Raw genomic sequence first — 21596 nt, 5'->3', positions numbered from 1 at the left:
GTTTTCAAAGAACTACTTAGCCGCTCATTTGCGACTTCCTTATGTTAACATCTTCGTTTTTCGATGTCAACTAAGTTTTTCAATTTCTTTTTTGTCGTTTTCTGCATTTCCGCATCAGCGACGGTTATTAATATATCATGTAGTATATAAGGGGTCAATACTTTTCATAAAAAAATTTCACATCCCGTTAAAATCTTAAAACCATGTTCCAAAAACCATTATAGTCTCCCTTCATTCTGCATCATACTCCATATCTCATATCTTATTGGTTTATCACGTTTACGAACGAGTGAAAATTCTAAATTTTATGTTATATTATTATTATAGGAGTGTGATGCAAATGAGCATTAAGTATTCGAACAAAATCAATAAAATCCGGACCTTTGCATTAAGTTTAGTATTTATCGGCCTCTTCATTGCATACTTAGGTGTCTTTTTCCGTGAAAACATTATTATTATGACAACATTTATGATGGTTGGCTTTTTAGCTGTTATCGCTAGTACTGTCGTTTACTTTTGGATTGGCATGTTATCTACTAAAACTGTACAAATTATTTGTCCAAGCTGCGATAAGCCGACCAAAATGCTCGGTCGTGTCGACGCATGTATGCATTGCAACCAACCTTTAACAATGGATCGAAATCTAGAAGGAAAAGAATTTGATGAAAAATATAATAAGAAGAGCTATAAATCATAGGCATATATAGGTACAATGTGCCCTTACAAAACTAAACGTTAAAAGGTGATTTCTTAACAAAGAAATCACCTTTTGTATTTATCTTTAATTAAATTAGGTTCTTCACTGAACGTTTTAAATCCTCCTGAACCTAACGTAATTCCCATATATAATAAAGAAAGAGGGAGACGTAAACGTCTCCCTCTTTCTTTAATATTTTAAATCCTCCTGAACCTAACGTAATTCCCATATATAATAAAGAAAGAGGGAGACGTAACCTCTTTCTTTATTATATATTACGCCTTATGACACTCTGGACAAACGCCATAAATTTCTAAGCGATGACTATTAATAACGAAGCCTGTCGTTTTCGCAGCTTCCTCTTCAAGCTGTTCCAAACCTCCATAAGGAAAATCAACAATCTTACCACATTTTTCGCAAATCACATGATAATGTTGACTTGTAACATAATCAAATCTACTTGAAGCGTCTCCATAAGTTAATTCCTTTACAAGTCCAACCTCTTTAAATACACGTAAGTTATTATAGACAGTTGCAACACTCATATTTGGAAACTTACCTTCTAATGCTTTATAAATGTCATCCGCTGTTGGGTGCGTCATAGATTCCACAAGGTACTCTAAAATAGCATGACGCTGTGGAGTAATGCGTACACCCGTATTTTTCAGCATTTCTAGCGCTTCTTTTAATTCTTCTTTGACCACCGTCATGCACCCCGATTCTATACGGATTATTATTTTATAATTCTTATAAAGAGTGTACTCCTTTTCTTATAAATCGTCAATATTTCTACTATAAGTATGTGGTTTATTTTTGTATATAGCCTTATTCTTATATATCCTTCCCCATTTTCTATACATTTACATAGAAAAAAAGTGCGACATAATCGCACTTGGAATACTATCATCTGAGGAGGTATGCCCTACACTTCACTTTATGTAAGACGATAAAATATGTATAGACACTCGCCTTACTTCTATATATTTTATCTCCACAATGAATTTACTTTATATAAGAAAGAACCTCTTCAGTATGTCCCTTCACTTTCACTTTACGCCACTCTTTTACAAGCTCACCGTCTTTATTAATAAGGAATGTAGAACGCTCGATTCCCATATACTCTTTTCCAAAGTTCTTTTTCAATTTCCAAACATCGTATAATTCCGCTACCTTATGATCTTCATCTACTAAAAGTACAAATGGAAGCTCATGCTTCTCAATGAATTTCAGATGTCTGTTCGCTGAATCAGGACTTACACCAAGAATAACTGTATCTTTCTCTTGAAATAATCCATACGCATCGCGAAAATCACATGCTTCAGTTGTACACCCTGGAGTCATATCTTTCGGATAAAAATATAGCACTACGTTTTTACCACGAAAATCAGCTAAGCGAACTTGTTCCCCATTACTTCCCTCTAATGTAAATTCTGGAGCCATTTCTCCTACTGTGATCATTGTTATCACTCCTACTCTTTTCTTTTACTATATCAAATGCTATCTTATTTTTCATTGTCTATTACAGACCTCATTACAAAAGCAAACGGTAATGTATATCCAATTAGCGCTTCTGCAATCGCAATCCATCTCCCTACTCCAATCGGAGCTATATCACCGTACCCAACGGACAATAAAGTAACTGCGCTAAAATATAAGCAAATTTCTACAAGTTGAAAAGATTGGGCATGCAAGCTTTCTCCATCTTCTTTCAAAACTGCAAAACCCATTTCTTCTAATACAACATAACTTAACCCAAACGCAATCAATACCGTTGTATAAATTAAAAATAAGGAGGCTAAATTATAAAGCGAAAAGAAACGCCTAGAATCTGAATATGAACTCCATAACAATTGGACACTTCTCAAAATAGCAATTGCTGCAATTAATAGAATAAATCCCCATAACATGTCCTCCACCTCATTTTATATGTATGAGACGGCCATTGGATTTATCCCTTAGAAACAAACAAGCTTCTATAATTAATTCCCAGCACCACGGTACCTTTTTACCCCTTGATTCCAAAGAGTAATTGCAATCGTAAAACAGATAACACCAACGAATGGTGTTGCAAATGCATAGCTATTCCACTCTGTTTTTCTTAAAAAGTATGCTGCTGGATACACTCCGACAAACGCAAATGGTAAAACAAACGTTAAAATGAAGCGAATCACACGGTTATAAATGTTAACAGGATAGCGACCATAGTTACCTATGTTATACATTAGCGGCATAATTGAACTTTTCGCATCCGACCAAAAACCAAGGCTCGCAAGCGTAACAAATATCCCTCCGTATACAAGTGCTCCTCCTCCTACCATCAGTAAGAATAAGAAGAAATCGTACCAGTAAAAAGATAATTGCAGCTCCACTGCTGCATATCCCATTACAATTATTCCTGTAATCGCTCCAATTAAAGATTCCAGTTCCATTCTTTCTAATATAATTTGAAATAAACTATGAATCGGTCTCGTTAATATACGATCCATTTCTCCTTTAATAATGTAACGATCATTAAAGTCCCATATGTTAAAGAAAGCTGAGAAAATGGCAAACGGCACTAAAAAGAAACCATAAATAAAGATTACTTCTTCTCTACTCCAGCCCTTTAATGCTTGTGTATGCCCAAACACAACGAGAATAAAGATTAAATTAACAGCCTGTAGTGCTAAATCAGAAAGTAATCCAACGATAAAATCGCCCCGATACTCCAATTTTGTTTTTATATATTGGCTTGCATATTGCAAAAATAGGTTTATATATATCATCTCATCATCCCCCTTGTACAATTAGACGTTTTCTCGCCGTTCTCCACATGAGTACAATTGGAATAATAAGTACAATTGCCCAAATTACTTGGAATAATAATGCCTCATACAATTTACTTCCTTGTATACCTTCTGAAAAAATCATACTCGGAATATAACTAATCGCCTGAAACGGTAAAAACATCATTGCCTTTTGGGCCCATAACGGATAAAAACTAATTGGTAATAATAGACCTGAAAATAAATCAATAACGACACGTTTCGCATACATAATTCCACTATTATTAAATAGGAAGAACGTGAGCATTCCCGTCATTAAATTAATTTGTGTATTAATAATAAAACTAAATATTAAAGATAAGAAGAAATATAACCACGTTTGAAAATTCGTTGTAATTTGCAATGAAAATAATAAGGTAACGATAACCATACCTGGAATTGAAAAGAAGGCAAAACGAAATATTCCTTCACCAAGACCTTGCATCACTTTCATGCCTAAATAGTTATATGGACGAATGAGTTCTACTGCTACACGTCCTTCTTGAATCTCCATCGCAATTTCCCTGTCTATATTATTAAAATAAAAAGCACGTGCCATCCACGCAATTGCGATATAAGTAGTCATTTGCGAAATAGATAAACTTTCAATATTCTCTTTTCCACTATAAATTGCTTGCCATAAAAAATAATACGCACCGATATTAATTGTATAAATTAAAATCCCACTATAATAGTTTGTACGATACGCAAGCATCATTAAAAAGCGAATCCGAATCATTTCAATGTACTTACCCATGTTTAATACCTTCTTCATAAATGTTACGAATAATTTCCTCTGTAGATACTTCGTTAATTTTTAAATCTTTAATTTGAAAGGCTTGTACTACTTTAGAAATAAGCATTGAAATGATAACTTCTTCATTCGGTATTTTTGCAACCCACGCGTTTTCCTCTTTCGCTTTCGACCAAACGACATGACTATCTGGCATAACCATTGATAAAGCCTGATAGGAAACTGGTTCAATAAATTGAAAATGGATTTCCTTCTCTGCTCCCCACTGTGTACGAAGATTATTTAAAGAACCGTCATACATAATATTTCCTTCATCCAGCATGATAACGCGCTCACATAAAGCTTCAATATCAGTAATATCATGGGTTGTTAATAAGATTGTTGTTTTATAACGTTCATTCATTTCTTTTAAAAATTCACGTATTTTTAATTTCACAAGAACATCCAACCCAATTGTTGGTTCATCTAAAAATAATAACGGTGGATTATGAATTAATGCTGCCGCTAATTCACAACGCATTCTTTGACCTAGAGATAACTTTCGAACTGGCTTATCTAATAAAGGACCAATATCTAACGTTTCAATCACGTGTTCCATATGCTCTTTATACTGAGCGTCTGATACACCGTACACTTTTTTTAATAAACGAAAAGATTCTTGTACAGCAATATCCCACCAAAGTTGTGAGCGTTGACCGAAAACAACACCAATTGTTCTTACGAATTCTTCTCTCTGCTTATGCGGGTTCATCCCATTTACTAAAATTTCTCCTGATGTCGGAGTCAAAATCCCCGTAAGCATTTTAATAGTTGTTGATTTACCAGCACCGTTCTCACCGATATATCCAACCATTTCACCTTGTTTCACATTAAAAGATACATCATTTACTGCTGGTACTATTTTATAATTACGATTTAATAAATCGCGAAAAGCACCCTTTAATCCCGGACGACTTGAATAGGCTGTAAACTCTTTACGTAACCCTTGTACCTCAATTACCGATTTCATAATCGGACCCCCCTTCCTAAATGTCACAACGAATAGTTTACCCAACTGCCTTCTCTATCACAAACAATACGTCTTTTCGAAAAACATGTTAGAATAATACATAGATTTTTGTAAGGAGATGAATTGTAGTGAAATTCACAAAATCAGAAGCATTACATAAAGAAGCTTTAGAACATATCGTTGGTGGCGTTAATAGTCCTTCTCGTTCTTTTAAAGCAGTTGGCGGCGGCGCTCCTGTTGCTATGGAACGTGGAAAAGGTGCTTATTTCTGGGATGTAGACGGAAATAAATATATCGATTATTTAGCAGCATACGGTCCTATTATTACTGGACATGCTCACCCGCACATTACAAAAGCAATTACAACAGCTGCTGAAAATGGTGTACTTTACGGAACACCAACAGCACTAGAAGTAAAATTTGCAAAAATGTTAAAAGAAGCAATGCCTGCATTAGATAAAGTCCGCTTCGTAAACTCTGGTACTGAATCAGTAATGACAACAATTCGTGTCGCTCGTGCTTACACAGGCCGCACAAAAATTATGAAATTTGCTGGTTGTTACCACGGTCATTCTGATTTAGTACTTGTAGCAGCTGGATCTGGCCCTTCTACGCTAGGAACTCCTGACTCAGCCGGTGTACCACAAAGTATCGCTCAAGAAGTTATTACCGTTCCATTTAATAATGTAGAAACTTTAAAAGAAGCATTAGATAAATGGGGACATGAAGTAGCAGCTATCCTTGTAGAACCGATTGTTGGAAACTTCGGTATTGTAGAGCCAAAACCTGGCTTCCTTGAGAAAGTGAATGAACTTGTTCACGAAGCTGGTGCACTAGTAATTTATGATGAAGTTATTACTGCTTTCCGCTTCATGTACGGTGGTGCTCAAGACTTACTTGGCGTAACACCAGACTTAACAGCGCTTGGTAAAGTTATTGGCGGCGGACTTCCGATCGGTGCTTATGGTGGTAAGAAAGAAATTATGGAACAAGTTGCCCCGCTCGGACCTGCATATCAAGCTGGTACAATGGCAGGAAATCCTGCTTCTATGGCATCCGGTATCGCTTGTCTAGAAGTTCTTCAACAAGAAGGTCTTTATGAGAAATTAGATGAACTTGGTGCGATGCTTGAAAAGGGAATTTTAGAGCAAGCTGCAAAACATAATATCGATATTACATTAAACCGACTAAAAGGTGCTTTAACTGTATACTTCACAACAAATACAATTGAAGATTACGATGCAGCACAAGATACAGACGGTGAAATGTTCGGTAAATTCTTCAAGCTTATGCTTCAAGAAGGAGTTAACTTAGCACCTTCTAAATACGAGGCATGGTTCTTAACGACAGAACATACAAAAGAAGATATCGAATATACAATTGAAGCTGTAGGCAGAGCATTCGCTGCTTTAGCGGATAATAAATAATCCCTTCATTAAAAAGGAAAAAAGAAAGCACATCTTTCTTTTTTCCTTTTTTCTATTTCATAAATCCCTTATTAATAGTATAATTATTCATAATTATCTGTTTTATTTTTCTTTTATATCCTTACTATCCTTGTATATAAGGCTGCTCACGCCTTGAATAGTAAGATTATTCAAACTTCAATAAAAGGGGGGATTGACGGATGCTCAATAAAACAAATACATGGACACCGTCTTTATTTCGAGATTATAAAAATGCAGAACATGATGCGTGTGGAATCGTTTCCGTTATGGAGAAACGAAAAGTTGCCACGAAAGAAAACATTGATCTTTGCATACAATCACTTGTCAAAATGAATCATCGAGCTGGTTTCATTAATGGTGAAGGAGATGGTATCGGAATTCACATTGATGTCCCAAAAGCACTTTGGAATGAAAAGCTGAAAAATAACGGATACAATCCAACGATTGTGGATCATCCCCACTTTATCGTTGGACATTTTTTTCTAAACAAAAACGCAAATATCGTTAATTTAAAAAATCATATTCGTACGCAATTAAATAACGAAAGTTTTACTATTATTTTTGAAAGTGATGATGTAATAAATTCCGATGCACTCGGTCCACTTGGTAAACAGGAAGAACCTTTATTTTGGCAAGTTGCTCTTATCGCAGAAAATAAAGTTGAAAATGTTGAGCAAACATTATTTTCAGTAACGATAAAAATAGAGGAAAACGAAGCGATTCATGTTGCTTCATTAAGTCGTGACCATGTTGTATATAAAGTTCTAGGCGCTGGGGATACACTTGTTGCCTATTACAATGATTTACAACATCCACTTATCGCTTCAACTATGACACTAGGACATAACCGCTATTCTACTAATACATTATCTAATTTTTTTCGTGTACAACCATTTAGCATTCTCGGACATAATGGTGAAATTAACACAATTGCAAAATTACGTGATCAAGCTGACATGATTCATGTTCCACTTACTGCTGGGGGCAGTGACTCCCAAGATTTAAACCGCACCTTAGAAACTCTACTTGTTCAATACGACTACAGTTTATTTGAAGCAATGGATATACTATTCCCACCAATTATTAATGAAATGAAACTTTATGAACCGCATTTACAAGATTTATATACGTATATACGTGAAGCTTGGGGCCATTTTGCGCAAGGTCCAGCTGGTATTATTTCACGTTATAAAGATGAGGCTGTTTTCAGCGTTGATTCCCTTGGACTACGACCAGTATGGAAAGTAGAGACAGCGAGTTCTTATGTTTTCTCTTCTGAACCTGGAGTTGTATCACCAACTGAATATGTAGCAGAACCAAAACCACTCGCTCCTGGAGAAAAAGTCGGTCTAAAGTGGAATGAACAAGATGAACTTGTACTCTACGAATACGATGACTACCAAACTCAAGTATATAACCGTTTTAAAAAGCGATTTGATACTAAAGATTATCATTTAAACTTATCTATCCCTGAAACGAAAGAAATCCCAGGATTATGTGATTCTATACAAGTCGAAACGAAACAATACGTTGCTTTCGGATGGGACCGAGAACATATTCAGCTTCTTGAACAGATGGCAACAAAAGGCGTTGAGCCAATTCGCTCACTTGGGCATGACTCACCACTTGCAGCACTCGATACTGGTAGACGAAATATCGCTGATTTCATTAAGGAAAGTGTAGCCGTTGTTACAAATCCAGCAATCGATCGTGATCGAGAGGTCGAGCACTTCTCCACACGAACAATACTTGGAGAGCGCCCAAGTTTATTAAGCGGAGCTAAACGGACATTTGTAGTTGAGATGCTTTCCCCCATTATTTTAGAAGGAAGTGTAGCACAATCTATTACAGAGGAATTACACACAATTACGTACGAACAACTTATACAGCTATTCAATACTCATAGCTCTATCGCTACAATCTCTGCTACATTCAGTCCGACAGAAACTTTACAATGCGCCTTAAATCGAATTAGCTCTGAAGCGATAAAGGCCGTGAACGATGGAGCTTCCCTACTATTAATAGACGATGCCAACGCTCATCTAAATGAACAGTTATGGATTGATCCGCATTTAGTTACCGCTAAAGTACATCAAGTATTAAGCGAAAATAAATTACGCCGAAACTGCTCTCTCGTTATACGTTCTGGTGCCCTTCGCTCCTTACATGATATCGTCACACTGTATGGATTAGGAGCAGATGGTATGAATCCATATTTATTATTTGCAACCGTAAATGATGGAACAAAAACGCCAATTACGAATTTGTATAATGCTCTTAATAAAGGACTAGAAAAAGTCATTTCAACAATTGGAATTCATGAATTACGTGGTTACGGCCGCCTCTATTCTTCTATCGGATTACATGAGGAAATCGCAAATATATTACAAATTACGAATTTCTTCGGTTCAAATGATTTAGCTTTTTCGCTTGAATCACTTGCTGAAGATGCACAATTGCGAGCGGATGATTATAACAATTCTAAAGTTAGAATGCGAAAATCTTTTCATATATTCCCGCGAATTTGGAAAGCAATCGGCGATGTCGCAAAAGGAAATTCTTATGATGATTACCGTGACAAATTAAGTGAGTTAGAAGAAAATAATCCAATCGCGATTAGACATCTTGTTCAAACGAAAGAAACAAAACATGTCGTTCCGGCTGAAGAAGTATCCATCAGCATTCAAAATCATGATTTACCATTTATTATTAGTTCCATGTCATTCGGTTCTCAAAATGAAATTGCCTTTCGTGCATATGCAGAAGCGGCCGATCAGCTAAATATGATTAGCTTGAACGGTGAAGGCGGCGAAATTAAAGATATGATTGGAAAATATCCACATACACGTGGACAACAAGTTGCATCTGGGCGATTTGGTGTAAACGCCGAACTACTAAATTCATCAAACTTAATTGAAATAAAAATTGGGCAAGGCGCAAAGCCTGGTGAAGGCGGACATTTGCCTGGTTCAAAAGTAACAGCAAAAATCGCTGAAGCGCGTAATGCTACAATTGGCTCTGATTTAATTTCACCTTCTAACAACCATGATATTTATTCCATTGAAGATTTAGCTCAAATGATTACAGAAATTAAAACGGCTAATCAACTTGCGAAAGTAGCTGTAAAGGTCCCTGTTGTCCCTAACATTGGAACAATTGCTGTCGGTATCGCAAAGGCTGGTGCTGACTTTATTAACATTAGCGGATTTGATGGTGGTACAGGTGCCGCACGTATTCACGCATTGCAACATGTAGGCCTTCCTGTAGAAATTGGTGTGAAAGCCGCTCACAATGCTTTATTAGAAGCAAATATGAGACAAAAGGTAGAAATTTGGGCTGACGGTGGTATTCGAAGTGTTAATGATGCCTTGAAAATCATGCTCCTTGGGGCAAACCGTATTGGATTTGGTACATTATCCATGATTGCAATCGGCTGTACAACTTGCCGCGGATGTCATCTAGATACTTGTCACGTTGGAATTGCAACACAAATTGAGTCTGAAGCTCAGGCGAAAGAACACGGATTACGCCGCTTCGTCCCGCGCGAATTAGAAAGCGCCGTTGCTGGATTATTACATTTATTCACCACTTTTGGCGTAGAACTAAAACGATTAACAGGAAATCTTGGTTATACAAATTTACAAGAAATTGTCGGACATTCCGATTTATTAGAACAAGTTCGAGGCGAAAATTTATTAGACTTATGTAATTTACTACAAACGATAGAACACCCATCTGTTACAAAAACAGAATACGTACCAGAAAAACAATTTGAAACAGTTCATTCCCCTCATTCAAAAGAATTAGTAGGCGTTGGCGTAGAGCAACGCGTTATGGGTGGTCTAGAATCTTGCTATCGCGTTCGTAGTAAATTATATGAAGACACGAAGCTTGAACCACTTACATTAAAGTATACGAATGGCTCTATTCCTGGAAATGGATTAGGTGCTTACAATAGTGAGAACTTATTTATACACGTAAATGGCGGTGCACAAGATGGTATTGGTAAAACCTCCTTTGGTGGTGGTATTTATATAACGAAAGCAAAAGGAAAAGACGGCATATATTATAACGGTTCTGTCGGAAAAGGTTTTGGGTACGGTGCACAAAAAGGATCGCTATACGTTCAAGGTAACGCTGATGCTCGCGCTGGCATTCGCCTCTCTGGAGCAGACATGATAATTGGAGGGCGAATGACAAAGCCACTCCGTGAAAAAGAGCAAGGGAATATAGGTGTATACTCTAATATTAAAGGTTTCGCTTTTGAATATATGACAAATGGGCGAGCGCTTGTTTTAGGGGATCCTGGTCCATGGATTTGTGCTGGTATGACTGGTGGTGTTGTTTATTTACGTCATGATTCAAGCTCGGGTTTAACAGAACACGCCTTAAAAAGAAGAATCGCAAAAGGGGCAAATGTTACATTACAACCAATTAGTAAAAACGGCGTGCAAGATGTGACTGAGTTATTGCTAGATTATATTCGTGTATTAAATGAACATGAGCAATACGAGGAAGTTGCTTTATTAACACCGTTACTCGATGATATGCAGCAACAGTTTTTTGAAATTATCCCGAAAAAAGAGCAGGCTGATCCATCTATCTCAACAGAGTGATATACCAAATTTTCATTTTCAAGAAAAAATTGACGAAGTACACTTCTCATAGTAATCTATAGTAACAATTTGAAACCTGCTGAAATTCAGCAGGTTTTTTCACTAAAAATTGATGTTTAAAAAGAATTAGGAAAAAGTATAAAATGAATCTTAATTTCTTATTAACGTCACTAAAATATCACTTGCTAACATATTGTAATGAATGTATAGTATCATGTTGTACATTCATTATGACAAGAGAAAGGATCTTATTAAGGGTATGAAACTTGGTGCTCGCATTTTAAAAACGGGTATTGCCATCACATTAGCTTTATTTGCTTGTATTTTACTTCAATTACCGAGTCCAGTATTCGCGGGAATCTCAGCTATATTCGCTGTTCAACCGTCTGTATACCGCTCGTATTTAACAGCTCTTGAGCAAATTCAAGCAAACGTCATTGGTGCCGTATTCGCTATCGTATTTGCTACTGCTTTTGGACATAATCCTTTTATTATTGGATTAACATGTATATTAGTAATTGCACTTACGTTACAATTACGATTAGAAAACACAATATCAATTGCTTTAGTAACAGTTATCGCCATTATGGAGTATCAGGGCGACGATTTCTTTAGTTTTGCCTTACTTCGCTTTGCGACGATTATGATTGGAATTATTGCGGCTTCACTTGTAAATTTAGTGTTTATGCCGCCAAAATACGAAACAAAACTATATCATCGTATCGTTGATAATACAGAAGAAATTGTAAAATGGATTCGAATGAATAGCAGGCAAGCTTCTGATTTTACAACGCTAAAAACTGATATTGATCGTATGAAAGAAAAGATGATCAAACTAAACCATTACTATTTGCTGTATAAAGAAGAAAGAAGCTACACGAAAAAAGTAAAGTTCGCAAAAATTCGTAAGCTCGTTTTATTCAGACAAATGTTAGCGACGACAAGCCGTGCTTTAAGTACGTTAAAATCATTACATCGTACTGAAAATGAACTGCGCTATATGCCAGAAGAATTTCAGGAATCTATCCAAAACGAACTTGATTCATTAACCCATTACCATGAACAAGTTTTATTAAAATTTATTGGTAAAGCAAAAAAACAACAATCCGTTGAAATGCTTGATGAAGTTGAAACAGGTAAACAAGAATTAATTGATATCTTTATGGATTATCAAAACAAGGACGATGAGGAAGCGTATAAAACATGGCTACACCTCTTCCCTCTTATTTCTGCCATTATTAACTATAGTGAAGAAGTAGAGCATTTAGATTTACTTGTGGATAGCTTCTACACATACCATAAACCAGAAGCAGAACTCCAAATCGAAGATAAAAAAGAAGACGAATAAAGAAAACAGCTCCTTTTACGCTAAAGGAGCTGTTTCTGTTATATGTTGAAGTTGATATAAATTGTAATAAAACCCTCTTTTTTTCATTAACTCTTCATGAGAACCTGTTTCTTTAATTTCACCATCTTCAATGTAAATAATCGTATCCACATGTGTAATCGTCGCCAATCGATGTGCGATTACGATCGTCGTCCGATCAGCAGCTAGCGTCTGAAGCGCCTGCTGAATATACCGTTCATTTTCTAAATCTAAAGCGGAAGTCGCCTCATCTAATATAAGTAACGATGGATTCTTTAGAAACACTCTTGCAATCGCTACACGTTGCCTTTGCCCACCAGATAACTTCACACCGCGTTCCCCAACGACAGTATCATAGCCATCAGGTAAATCTATAATAAAATCATGGATTTGCGCAGCTTTAGCAGCTGCAATCACTTCTTCCTCTGTAGCTTTCGGGTTTCCATATAAAATATTTGCCCCGATTGTATCACTAAATAACAAATTATCTTGCAGTACAATTCCAATATGACTACGTAAATTTCTCATATCATACTTTCTAACATCTATCCCATCTACATAAACTGCACCTGAAGAAACATCATAGAAACGTGGGATTAAGCTAGCAAGAGATGACTTCCCTCCCCCACTTGCTCCTACAAGTGCTACCTTTTCTCCTGGCAACATAGTTAACGAAAGGTTATGTAATATCTCTTTTTCATCCGAATTGTAACGAAAAGATACATTATCAAATATCACTTCACCATTTAATTTTGTCGTTTGTACCGCACTTGGCACATTGACAATATCGTATTTTTCATCTAACAATTCAAACACTCGATCCATCGATGCGAAAGACTGTGTTAATGTCGTAGAGGAATTGACAAGGCGGCGAAGCGGACTATACAAACTATCCATATATCCAACAAAGGCAACCATAGTCCCTAATGTTAACTGCCCCTGAATTACTTCATATGCTGCAAAACCGATCACCAGTAACGGGCCTAAATCGGTTAACGTATTCACTGCTGAAAATGTCCTTGCAGTCCAACTCGTATGCGTTAATGCTTTCGTCAAAAATGCATTATTTCTTTTTTCAAACTGCTTACCCTCATACTCTTCTAATGCAAAGCTACGTGTCACTTGCATCCCTTGAATACGTTCATGTAAATACCCTTGCATCGTTGCTAACGCTTGCGAACGCTCTTTCGTTAATTTTCGAAGACGCCCGAAAAAATATTTCACTGCCACTACATAAATAGGTAAAATTAATAACGCAACAAATGTTAATTTTATATTCATAGAAAACATAACAATAATAGCAATTGCAATTGTTGCAGTATCTAGCCAAACATTCATCAAACCAGTAATTACAAAATCCTTCGTTTGTTCTACATCATGGATTACACGTGAAATAAGCTCTCCTGTTTTTGTATTCGAATAATAGCGTAAACTCAACTTTTGTAAATGACCAAAAATATGTTTTCGTAAATCATATAGTATTGTATTTGCGATACGCTGCGCGAAATATTGACGATAATATTCAATTGGCGGTCTTACTACTGCAAAAATAAAAAAAGCAATCCCAACGGCTGTTACTAATTGGGATGTTTTATCTTGAAGTGACCCTCCCCCTTGAATTACATCATCGATAATATATTTTAATAACCACGGCATAATAAGCGGGATGCCGAATTTAACTAGACCAATCATAATCGTAATAGCAATAAGCCATCGATACGGTTTAACAAATTGCAAATATCTTTTTATACCTTGCACATAATCCCCCCTCTAATAGGACAAACCTGCCGGGAAATCCCCTGCAGGTTTGTTTTAATTTCTGTACATTAAATATCTTTCATACCACATATCTACGAAATCTGGCGCGAATGGCCCTTTTCTTTGATGAATCCATTGTGTTAATTGTGCTACATTTCGTTTTAAAATAGTATCAATAACAGGTGGATACTGCATAATTTGACTATGCTTTTCATACTCATCTTCATCTAAAAGCGTATATGTCATATCTGGATATACTTTAATATCTAAATCATAATCAATGTACTTTAATGCTTCAGAATCATATGCAAAAGGTGAGCCTAAATTACAATAATAATATACTCCCTCTTCCCTTAGCATCCCAATCACATTAAACCAATAGTTTGCATGAAAATAACAAATTGCTGGTTCACGAGTAATCCATGTTCGGCCATCTGATTCTGTCACTACTGTACGATCATTTGCTCCGATCACAAGGCTCTGTGTCCCTTTTAAAATTGTTGTCTCTTCCCACATTCTATGAATGGAGCCATTATGTTTATAACTATGTATTTGTACTTTTTCTCCTTCTTTGGGAAATCCCATATATGCTCCCTTCTTTCAACTGCAAATGCCCTTTGAGCTGCATTCACTTTTTTTCTATTATAACTTTTTTGTCGAAATTTTAAAACTAAAGCGACAAGACTCTATTTTTCACACTGAATACTATATCCCTAATCTTCTTAGGAGACGGGGCCTTCACTGAATGATTTACAAACGAGGAAATAGAAATAGAAAAAGCCCTTCCTTATTTCTATCTAAAGAAGGACCTTTCACCGGAAGGTAACAACATGCCTTACCCTAAATTCGAAATCATTTTTTCAGTCTCAAAAGATTGAATCACACTATTTGTTTGCTCTTCAAATTTCTCATGTAACAGTTTTAACGCTAATTCTGTTCTATATATTTCTTGGCGGATAAAATGTAATTCCTTTTTATCGCACGTATCCTTTTCGCTCATTTCAATTTGCTGATACTTCTCTAGATGAGCTTGTAACTTTAACAACTCGTCCATCGTTTCCAATTGCTCTCCTACCAACTTATCAAAGTCGTTCATTACTTACCCCCTTTTGGACTTATTTATCAGTTATTCTTCCTCATTACATATTTCTCATCTTTAACTTCCTTCTCCTTTGACTACATTTGTTGACTTATTAGAAGTTATGTCGTTCACTTTATTTTCATTACTATGACCCAGGCACAAAGAAAACACTTCTCCCGAATTAGAGAAGTGTTTTTCTTTCATTACTGATTTGAACTAGAAGATTGTGATTGTTTTGCAGCTGATTGTGCATTTTGTTTTTTCACAGCATGCACATCTGTTTCAGTTGCGAATTCTGTACCATAACTAGCGTTTGCACTTTGTGCACCAGAAGCTTGTGCTTTCTTTGCTTCTGATTGTGCATTTGCTTGTTTTACTGCTTGTACATTTGTTTCAGTCGCGAACTCTGTACCATAACTAGCATTTGTACTTTGAATGCTAGCACCAGAAGTTGCCTTGTTATAACCTTGTTGTTTTTTACTCATCTTTCTCACCTCCACAACCAATAATGTAACCAATTCACTTAGAAGTTATCCGTGATTTTCTTTTTTTAATCTCCGTATATATCTCTTATCACTCATTCAAACTATAGGAAATGGAGGTGGAAATATGTATATAGGACGCGATATGACTGAACTAACGATGGTTTCAAAAAATGAGTGGAAAGAAGATGAATTAGCTTATTTTCATCACTCATTACAACAGATTTTGCCGTATTTAAATGCAGAAGGTCAAAGTATCTATAAAGAAATTGTAGTAGAAATTGAATCAAGAGGTGGCTTACAACAAGGTGAAGCTAATTGGACTCATGGGACAAAAATTTCTTACGATTAAAAAAGTGTTCCCAATCTAGGGAACACTTTTTTAATTTATTGCATTGTAATTTTCTCAACGCAATTCTCATAAATCGTACGATGCGATTTCGAGAATGGTAACTGCTCAAATGCTTCTTTCGATACAAATTTCAATGTATCTGTTTCAACAATATCACCAGTTACTTTTCCGTAAAATACGAATATATCCCAAGTGCGATGTGTAAATGTATGTTGTACATTCATTGCGTATTCTTCAATAGAAATCGAGAGCTCAAATTTTTCTTTCATATAATCTGTAAGCTGCTCTTTCTGATTCCGAATCCCTTCCCCAAGTTCAGCATTTGGAAACTCCCACATGTTAGCTAATAACCCGGTACTTGGACGTTTATTAATGACGTAACGACCATCTTCTGTTTGAAGTACCCCTGCAACAATCGGTACCATTGTAGGAGCCTTCGCTTTACTTTTTACTGGTAACTCCTTTTGAACACCTTCAGCATATCCTCGGCAATGTTCACGTACAGGACAAAGTAAGCAAGATGGATTTTTTGGAATACAAATTAGTGCACCTAATTCCATCAAACCTTGATTAAAATAAGATGGATTTTCAGCCGAAATAATTTCACGTACAATCTCTTCAAACACTTTTCTAGTTTTCGGTTTTGCAATGTCATCCCATACTGATAAAATGCGAGATAATACACGCATAACATTTCCGTCAACTGCCGGCTCTGGTATACCATATGCGATACTTAAAATAGCACCTTTTGTATAGGGGCCAACTCCTTTTAATTTTTCAATTTTCTTTACATCACTTGGTACTATCCCGCCGTATACTTCTTTCACTTCTTTTACAGCCGCATGTAAATTTCGTGCTCTAGAATAATATCCTAAACCTTCCCATGCTTTTAACACTTCTTCATCACCAGCATTTGCCAAAGCTTCTAGAGTAGGAAACTTCCCCATAAAATTCGCGTAATATGGTTTTACAGCTTCTACCCTTGTTTGCTGCAACATAATTTCCGAAACCCAGACGCGGTATGGATCTTTATTTTTACGCCACGGTAAGTCGCGTTGCTCTTTTTCAAACCAACCAATTAAATCATTTTGAAACTGCTCTATGTTAAAATTATTTAATATTTCAAGTGTCAAACTTGATCCCCCTCATTTTTTTGCATATAAGTACTATTATAAAGATTTTAGGAAAAAATTTAAGTAAGATGACATAGGAAATAGAAGGCAAAGGACTTGAGGTATCGAATAAAAAGAGTTACATTAATAAAAAACGGAGGTGGATTTCTATGGACACAGCCACTCACCTTGTTATGGGCGTTACTCTAGGCAGTTTGGCAACGTTAGATCCAGCCATAGCACAAAGTGATATTGGGCCACAAGCAGTTATGCTTGCTACAATTGCCGGTTCCAATATTCCTGACATCGATACAGTTTTAAAATTGCGTAATAACGCTAAATATATAAGAAATCATCGCGGGATTACTCATTCCATTCCTGCAGTGATTCTTTGGTCATTCCTTATAAGTGGCATCTCTTTCGCCTTCTTTTCAGACGCTCCATATTTGCATCTACTACTTTGGTCATTTATTGCCGTCTTTCTTCATGTCTTTGTAGATATTTTCAACGCCTACGGTACCCAGGCATTACGGCCCTTCACAAAAAAATGGGTAGCGCTCGGCATCATTAATACATTTGATACCGTCATTTTCTTTATCCACCTACTCGCGATTGCTTGTATGCTTGTAGGTTCCCATAAAGGGTATACTGCCTTAGCAGCGTATATATTGATGATTATTTACTATATCGGACGGATTATGATGCATAGAAACATACGTAGCGTCGTATATAAACGTTTCAATCATGTGGAGAAAATAATCATTTCCCCTTCTTACAGATTTTATCATTACCATTTAGCAATCGTTACAACTGATTATTACTACGTTGCTAGATGGCATCGTGGTAACATCATGATATATGATAAGTTCGACCGGGTACCGTTCCCAGATAATGCTATTATGCGCGCAGCTAAACAAGATGAAAACATCTCAGCATTTCTATCTTTCTCCCCTGTGTATCGCTGGGACATTTTCGATTATGATCATTATTACGAAGTTCGCTTCATTGATTTGCGCTATCGCAGTAAAGATTATTATCCATTCGTTGCAATCGTTCAACTCGACCACAATTTAAATATTATTAGTTCCTATACAGGATGGATTTTTAGTGAAGAAAAACTTCGAAAAAAACTGGAATTACTTCCACATTAAAAAAAGCGACTTAAGTCGCTTTTTTTAATGTTTCAAATGATCTTCTTGATTGATTAAATGGCTATATTTCGGATTATTTGTACGCATTTCATGAAGGCGACCTCCATGATTATTAATCCATGTTCGTACCACTTGTTCAGTCATTTCATCACCTTGATAACGACCTGATTTAGCATAAGTTGTTTGAAAGTCTTCCCACAATAATTCAACCCACGCACGAGCTTGTGCGTAAGAAAGTTTGTCATTTTTGTCTAACAATTCTTTTGTTAATGTTTCGTGAATATCATTCATGTTCTATTCTCCTTTTACCTATTTATTCCCTTAATTTCTAAAGGATAGTTTCCTCTATTTTGCACATTCTATAAGTGATACTTCTTAAAGAGGTATCAACTGATGATGAGGAGGGCGTTCGCAATGGGTAAACAAGCCGAATTTTGGTCTGAGTCAAAAAACAACAGCAAAATCGATGGTCAGCCGAAAGCGAAATCACGCTTCGCTTCGAAACGACCTAACGGCACAATTAACACGCACCCACAAGAACGTATGCGTGCTGCAAATCAGCAGGAAGAATAGTTCAGGTACAACCTAAAAAATTAACTTCCTACACGAGGTGATAAAGATGAGCTACCGTGATCGCTTAGATAGTCGTTCTGAATTATTTAACCATACGTGGACTCGTCCGAAACATGCAAAGGCGCAAGTTAACGGACAGACGCAACAAACCCAGTCTCTCATTATACTGGCGAATGAATGTAAAAAACGCCAATTTTAGAATCTCCTATCTCCTGTAACGCCTACCAAAGATGAAAACCAGAGAGATATTCGCTCTCTGGTTTTCATTTTTCTTGCAATAAAGAAATCGGTATTCCAATCTCTTCATTATCATTTTGCTTATGTCCCCAAGCAAATACCCCGTTGAAATACGTAATTTCAAATAATATACCAGGTTCTTCTACTAATTCATATGTCTCACCAATATGGAATTTGTTTATATCAGTCATATAAGCACGAGCCATTGCCATCTTGCGCATTAATACATCGAACTCATTTACAATACCAAGCTGCTCTGCCTTTATTGCTTGCTCTTTCAAAACCCCAATTTCTTCCCTTAGCTCATGTGGTGTCATTTCACTGTAGCGCTTTGGCATATTCATCTTATTCCCCTCATCCCTCTTCACGTTTCATCTGCAAAAATATCTCTATCTCATCAATAGAGAACCCTTTGCGATATAACGCTTGTTTCATCTTATTTTCGAATGTCCATCCATCATACTTCTTATATTTCTCATAATATTTATTCCCATGATAGTGTAACGCTTCTTGTTGCTGTTCGTCATCTTTTTCGTCTTTCAATTCTTCCAAACAAATTTGAATCACATCTCTAGAATATCCTTTACGAACAAGCATTTCGTCTAACTTTAGCTTCATTTGTAAAAAGGAATGCTTTTGATAAGACCTTTTCTTCTTTTCTATAAGAAGTAAAGCATTCTCAATTTGCTTTTCCTTCGGATATTCTTGTAAACTATGTGTAATGATTAGATCCTGAACACCTTTATTTAATAACTCTCTTTTAATAACAGTCGGACCCTTTCGATTCACATTACTTTGCGTTCGCGTATATAAAACAGCGTACTCTTTATCATTAATATATCGATCATGTAATAATTTCGAAACGACTTCAGAGATGACGGCCTGTCCCACTTCTTTTTTTCGTAAATAGTCTTCTACTTCTTTTTTTGTTCTCATTTGATAGGATAGATAGGAAATTGCTTGTAAATATGCTTTTTGTACCTCTTCATTGTATAAAATATTCCCTAACGCTATTTCATCAATTTCTAATCCTTTTTGTAATCCATGTTTCATTAAGATTACTTGATCCACACTAAATCCGTATTCTTCACCTTGACCTTTATCAATATAAATATTAAATCGTTCTTTCGATCGTTTTTGCACTTCTATTTTTGTAATGACAGCCATACTCTCACCTCTCTATTATTTTAACATAGTCAAGGAACGTTTTTGCTTTTCAAGAATATATATAATGAGGAGGAAATAATTGTGAGAATCGCAATTTCTGGTGGTACCGGCTTTATCGGTAAATACCTTTCTACTTTTTTTATTCAAAAAGGATATAATGTTTACATTCTTACTCGAAACAAAACTACTGAAACTTCCCATCCTAACCTTCAGTATGTACAATGGACACCAGATTTACAAACCTTCCCCCTCTCTTCTATCGATATAGTTATTAATCTAGCTGGAGAGTCTATTAATAGTAGATGGACAAAGAAACAAAAGGAATCCATTTTAAACAGTCGAATTCAAACAACAAAAGGACTCATTAAACAATTGCAAACACTTGGTACAAAGCCAAATACATTTATTAACGCAAGTGCTATTGGATACTATGGAACGTCTGAAACTGAGTCTTTTACAGAACAGCATGAGATTCCTGGAAATGACTTTTTAGCAAATACAGTATATTCATGGGAACAAGAAGCATCTAAAGCACGTTCTCTTGGAATGCGAACAATCTACGCAAGACTTGGAGTTGTATTAGGCGCAGACGGAGGAGCTCTTCCCAAAATGCTACTCCCCTATCAATTCTATATTGGAGGTACAATTGGATCTGGAAACCAATGGTTATCATGGATTCATATAGACGATGTCGTTCGCCTAATTGATTTCATCATACACAAAGAAGAAATTGATGGCCCTTTTAACATCACAGCTCCCCTACCTATAAGAATGAAGGAATTTGGAGAAACCATTGCAACTATAATGAAAAAACCTCATTGGTTACCTGTCCCTTCATTTATGATTCACACTTTATTAGGTGAGATGAGTATACTTGTACTCGAAGGACAACATGTATTACCTAGTAAAGCAATTGAACATGGGTATCAATACACATTTCCGGCAATAGACCATGCATTACAAAATATACTTTCGCATACAATGTAGTA

General features: G+C 36.1%; 23 protein-coding genes. 9 read left to right on the top strand and 14 right to left on the bottom strand.

What is annotated here, in order from left to right:
- Window positions 1–340 precede the first annotated feature (340 nt).
- Window positions 341–697: a YgzB family protein gene (locus DM800_RS10350; protein WP_000025063.1), complete on the top strand. Its 357-nt coding sequence runs from the start codon at window positions 341–343 to the stop codon at window positions 695–697.
- 275 nt (window positions 698–972) lie between these two features.
- Here the strand turns inward: DM800_RS10350 and perR are convergent, their stop codons facing one another.
- From perR to DM800_RS10320, 6 genes are all read right to left on the bottom strand, one after another.
- On the bottom strand, window positions 973–1401 hold the full coding sequence (perR, locus tag DM800_RS10345; RefSeq protein WP_000237831.1) for a peroxide-responsive transcriptional repressor PerR: 429 nt from the start codon (window positions 1399–1401) through the stop codon (window positions 973–975).
- Between the two features lie 298 nt (window positions 1402–1699).
- Entirely contained in the window at window positions 1700–2155 is a 456-nt protein-coding gene (gene bcp / locus DM800_RS10340) for a thioredoxin-dependent thiol peroxidase (RefSeq protein WP_060486952.1), read from the bottom strand.
- Between the two features lie 44 nt (window positions 2156–2199).
- Window positions 2200–2604: a potassium channel family protein gene (locus DM800_RS10335; RefSeq protein ID WP_098190910.1), complete on the bottom strand. Its 405-nt coding sequence runs from the start codon at window positions 2602–2604 to the stop codon at window positions 2200–2202.
- Window positions 2605–2676: 72 nt separating this feature from the next.
- On the bottom strand, window positions 2677–3462 hold the full coding sequence (locus DM800_RS10330; RefSeq protein ID WP_000639385.1) for an ABC transporter permease: 786 nt from the start codon (window positions 3460–3462) through the stop codon (window positions 2677–2679).
- A 4-nt stretch (window positions 3463–3466) separates the two neighbouring features.
- On the bottom strand, window positions 3467–4258 hold the full coding sequence (locus DM800_RS10325; protein ID WP_000521517.1) for an ABC transporter permease: 792 nt from the start codon (window positions 4256–4258) through the stop codon (window positions 3467–3469).
- Window positions 4251–5264 carry an ABC transporter ATP-binding protein gene (locus DM800_RS10320; RefSeq protein WP_147786821.1) on the bottom strand — a complete coding sequence of 338 codons (1014 nt, stop codon included), beginning with the start codon at window positions 5262–5264 and terminating at the stop codon, window positions 4251–4253. Before DM800_RS10320 ends, DM800_RS10325 begins: the two co-directional genes overlap by 8 nt.
- Before the next feature lie 128 nt (window positions 5265–5392).
- On the opposite strand from DM800_RS10320, the gene hemL reads away from it, so the two are divergent.
- The 3 genes from hemL to DM800_RS10305 all read left to right on the top strand — a co-directional run bounded on the left by hemL (window position 5393) and on the right by DM800_RS10305 (window position 12676).
- Window positions 5393–6691, top strand: coding sequence for a glutamate-1-semialdehyde-2,1-aminomutase (hemL, locus tag DM800_RS10315; RefSeq protein ID WP_000673249.1), 1299 nt, complete (start codon window positions 5393–5395; stop codon window positions 6689–6691).
- Window positions 6692–6891: 200 nt separating this feature from the next.
- A complete protein-coding gene (locus tag DM800_RS10310) occupies window positions 6892–11328 on the top strand; it encodes a glutamate synthase-related protein (RefSeq protein ID WP_147786820.1) in 4437 nt (1478 codons plus the stop codon).
- A gap of 259 nt (window positions 11329–11587) precedes the next feature.
- A complete protein-coding gene (locus tag DM800_RS10305) occupies window positions 11588–12676 on the top strand; it encodes an aromatic acid exporter family protein (RefSeq protein WP_000765792.1) in 1089 nt (362 codons plus the stop codon).
- Between the two features lie 15 nt (window positions 12677–12691).
- On the opposite strand, the gene DM800_RS10300 is transcribed toward DM800_RS10305, so the two are convergent.
- The 4 genes from DM800_RS10300 to DM800_RS10285 form a co-directional block, all read right to left on the bottom strand.
- Window positions 12692–14452, bottom strand: a complete 1761-nt coding sequence (locus DM800_RS10300) for an ABC transporter ATP-binding protein (RefSeq protein ID WP_147786819.1) — start codon at window positions 14450–14452, stop codon at window positions 12692–12694.
- Window positions 14453–14506: 54 nt separating this feature from the next.
- Window positions 14507–15037, bottom strand: coding sequence for a nucleoside tri-diphosphate phosphatase (gene ntdP / locus DM800_RS10295; RefSeq protein WP_000506626.1), 531 nt, complete (start codon window positions 15035–15037; stop codon window positions 14507–14509).
- A 250-nt stretch (window positions 15038–15287) separates the two neighbouring features.
- Entirely contained in the window at window positions 15288–15548 is a 261-nt protein-coding gene (locus DM800_RS10290) for a YgaB family protein (protein WP_000997582.1), read from the bottom strand.
- A 188-nt stretch (window positions 15549–15736) separates the two neighbouring features.
- Window positions 15737–16018: a gamma-type small acid-soluble spore protein gene (locus DM800_RS10285; protein WP_000039039.1), complete on the bottom strand. Its 282-nt coding sequence runs from the start codon at window positions 16016–16018 to the stop codon at window positions 15737–15739.
- A gap of 124 nt (window positions 16019–16142) precedes the next feature.
- Here DM800_RS10285 and DM800_RS10280 point away from each other — a divergent pair, with 124 nt between their 5' ends.
- Window positions 16143–16367, top strand: a complete 225-nt coding sequence (locus DM800_RS10280; RefSeq protein WP_048542097.1) for a hypothetical protein — start codon at window positions 16143–16145, stop codon at window positions 16365–16367.
- A gap of 35 nt (window positions 16368–16402) precedes the next feature.
- Here DM800_RS10280 and mutY read toward each other — a convergent pair whose 3' ends face one another.
- Window positions 16403–17500: an A/G-specific adenine glycosylase gene (gene mutY, locus DM800_RS10275; protein WP_046953679.1), complete on the bottom strand. Its 1098-nt coding sequence runs from the start codon at window positions 17498–17500 to the stop codon at window positions 16403–16405.
- Between the two features lie 149 nt (window positions 17501–17649).
- On the opposite strand from mutY, the gene DM800_RS10270 reads away from it, so the two are divergent.
- Window positions 17650–18630: a metal-dependent hydrolase gene (locus DM800_RS10270; RefSeq protein ID WP_048542102.1), complete on the top strand. Its 981-nt coding sequence runs from the start codon at window positions 17650–17652 to the stop codon at window positions 18628–18630.
- Window positions 18631–18654: 24 nt separating this feature from the next.
- Here DM800_RS10270 and DM800_RS10265 read toward each other — a convergent pair whose 3' ends face one another.
- Window positions 18655–18921, bottom strand: a complete 267-nt coding sequence (locus DM800_RS10265) for a YfhJ family protein (RefSeq protein WP_000997857.1) — start codon at window positions 18919–18921, stop codon at window positions 18655–18657.
- A 123-nt stretch (window positions 18922–19044) separates the two neighbouring features.
- Here DM800_RS10265 and DM800_RS10260 point away from each other — a divergent pair, with 123 nt between their 5' ends.
- A complete protein-coding gene (locus tag DM800_RS10260) occupies window positions 19045–19203 on the top strand; it encodes a small, acid-soluble spore protein K (RefSeq protein ID WP_000517891.1) in 159 nt (52 codons plus the stop codon).
- A gap of 46 nt (window positions 19204–19249) precedes the next feature.
- Window positions 19250–19402: a YpzG family protein gene (locus DM800_RS10255; RefSeq protein ID WP_000122093.1), complete on the top strand. Its 153-nt coding sequence runs from the start codon at window positions 19250–19252 to the stop codon at window positions 19400–19402.
- A gap of 64 nt (window positions 19403–19466) precedes the next feature.
- Here the strand turns inward: DM800_RS10255 and DM800_RS10250 are convergent, their stop codons facing one another.
- Together DM800_RS10250 and recX are read right to left on the bottom strand one after the other, a co-directional pair.
- Window positions 19467–19784, bottom strand: coding sequence for a YfhH family protein (locus DM800_RS10250; protein WP_001057030.1), 318 nt, complete (start codon window positions 19782–19784; stop codon window positions 19467–19469).
- 10 nt (window positions 19785–19794) lie between these two features.
- Entirely contained in the window at window positions 19795–20607 is an 813-nt protein-coding gene (gene recX / locus DM800_RS10245) for a recombination regulator RecX (RefSeq protein ID WP_000268506.1), read from the bottom strand.
- An 81-nt stretch (window positions 20608–20688) separates the two neighbouring features.
- Here recX and DM800_RS10240 point away from each other — a divergent pair, with 81 nt between their 5' ends.
- Entirely contained in the window at window positions 20689–21594 is a 906-nt protein-coding gene (locus DM800_RS10240) for a TIGR01777 family oxidoreductase (protein WP_147786818.1), read from the top strand.
- Window positions 21595–21596 lie beyond the last annotated feature (2 nt).

This window comes from Bacillus sp. AY18-3, assembly GCF_008042305.1.
In the GTDB taxonomy this organism is placed as follows: Bacteria; Bacillota; Bacilli; order Bacillales; family Bacillaceae_G; genus Bacillus_A; species Bacillus_A wiedmannii.
This window is presented reverse-complemented; position numbering and strand designations above follow the sequence as displayed.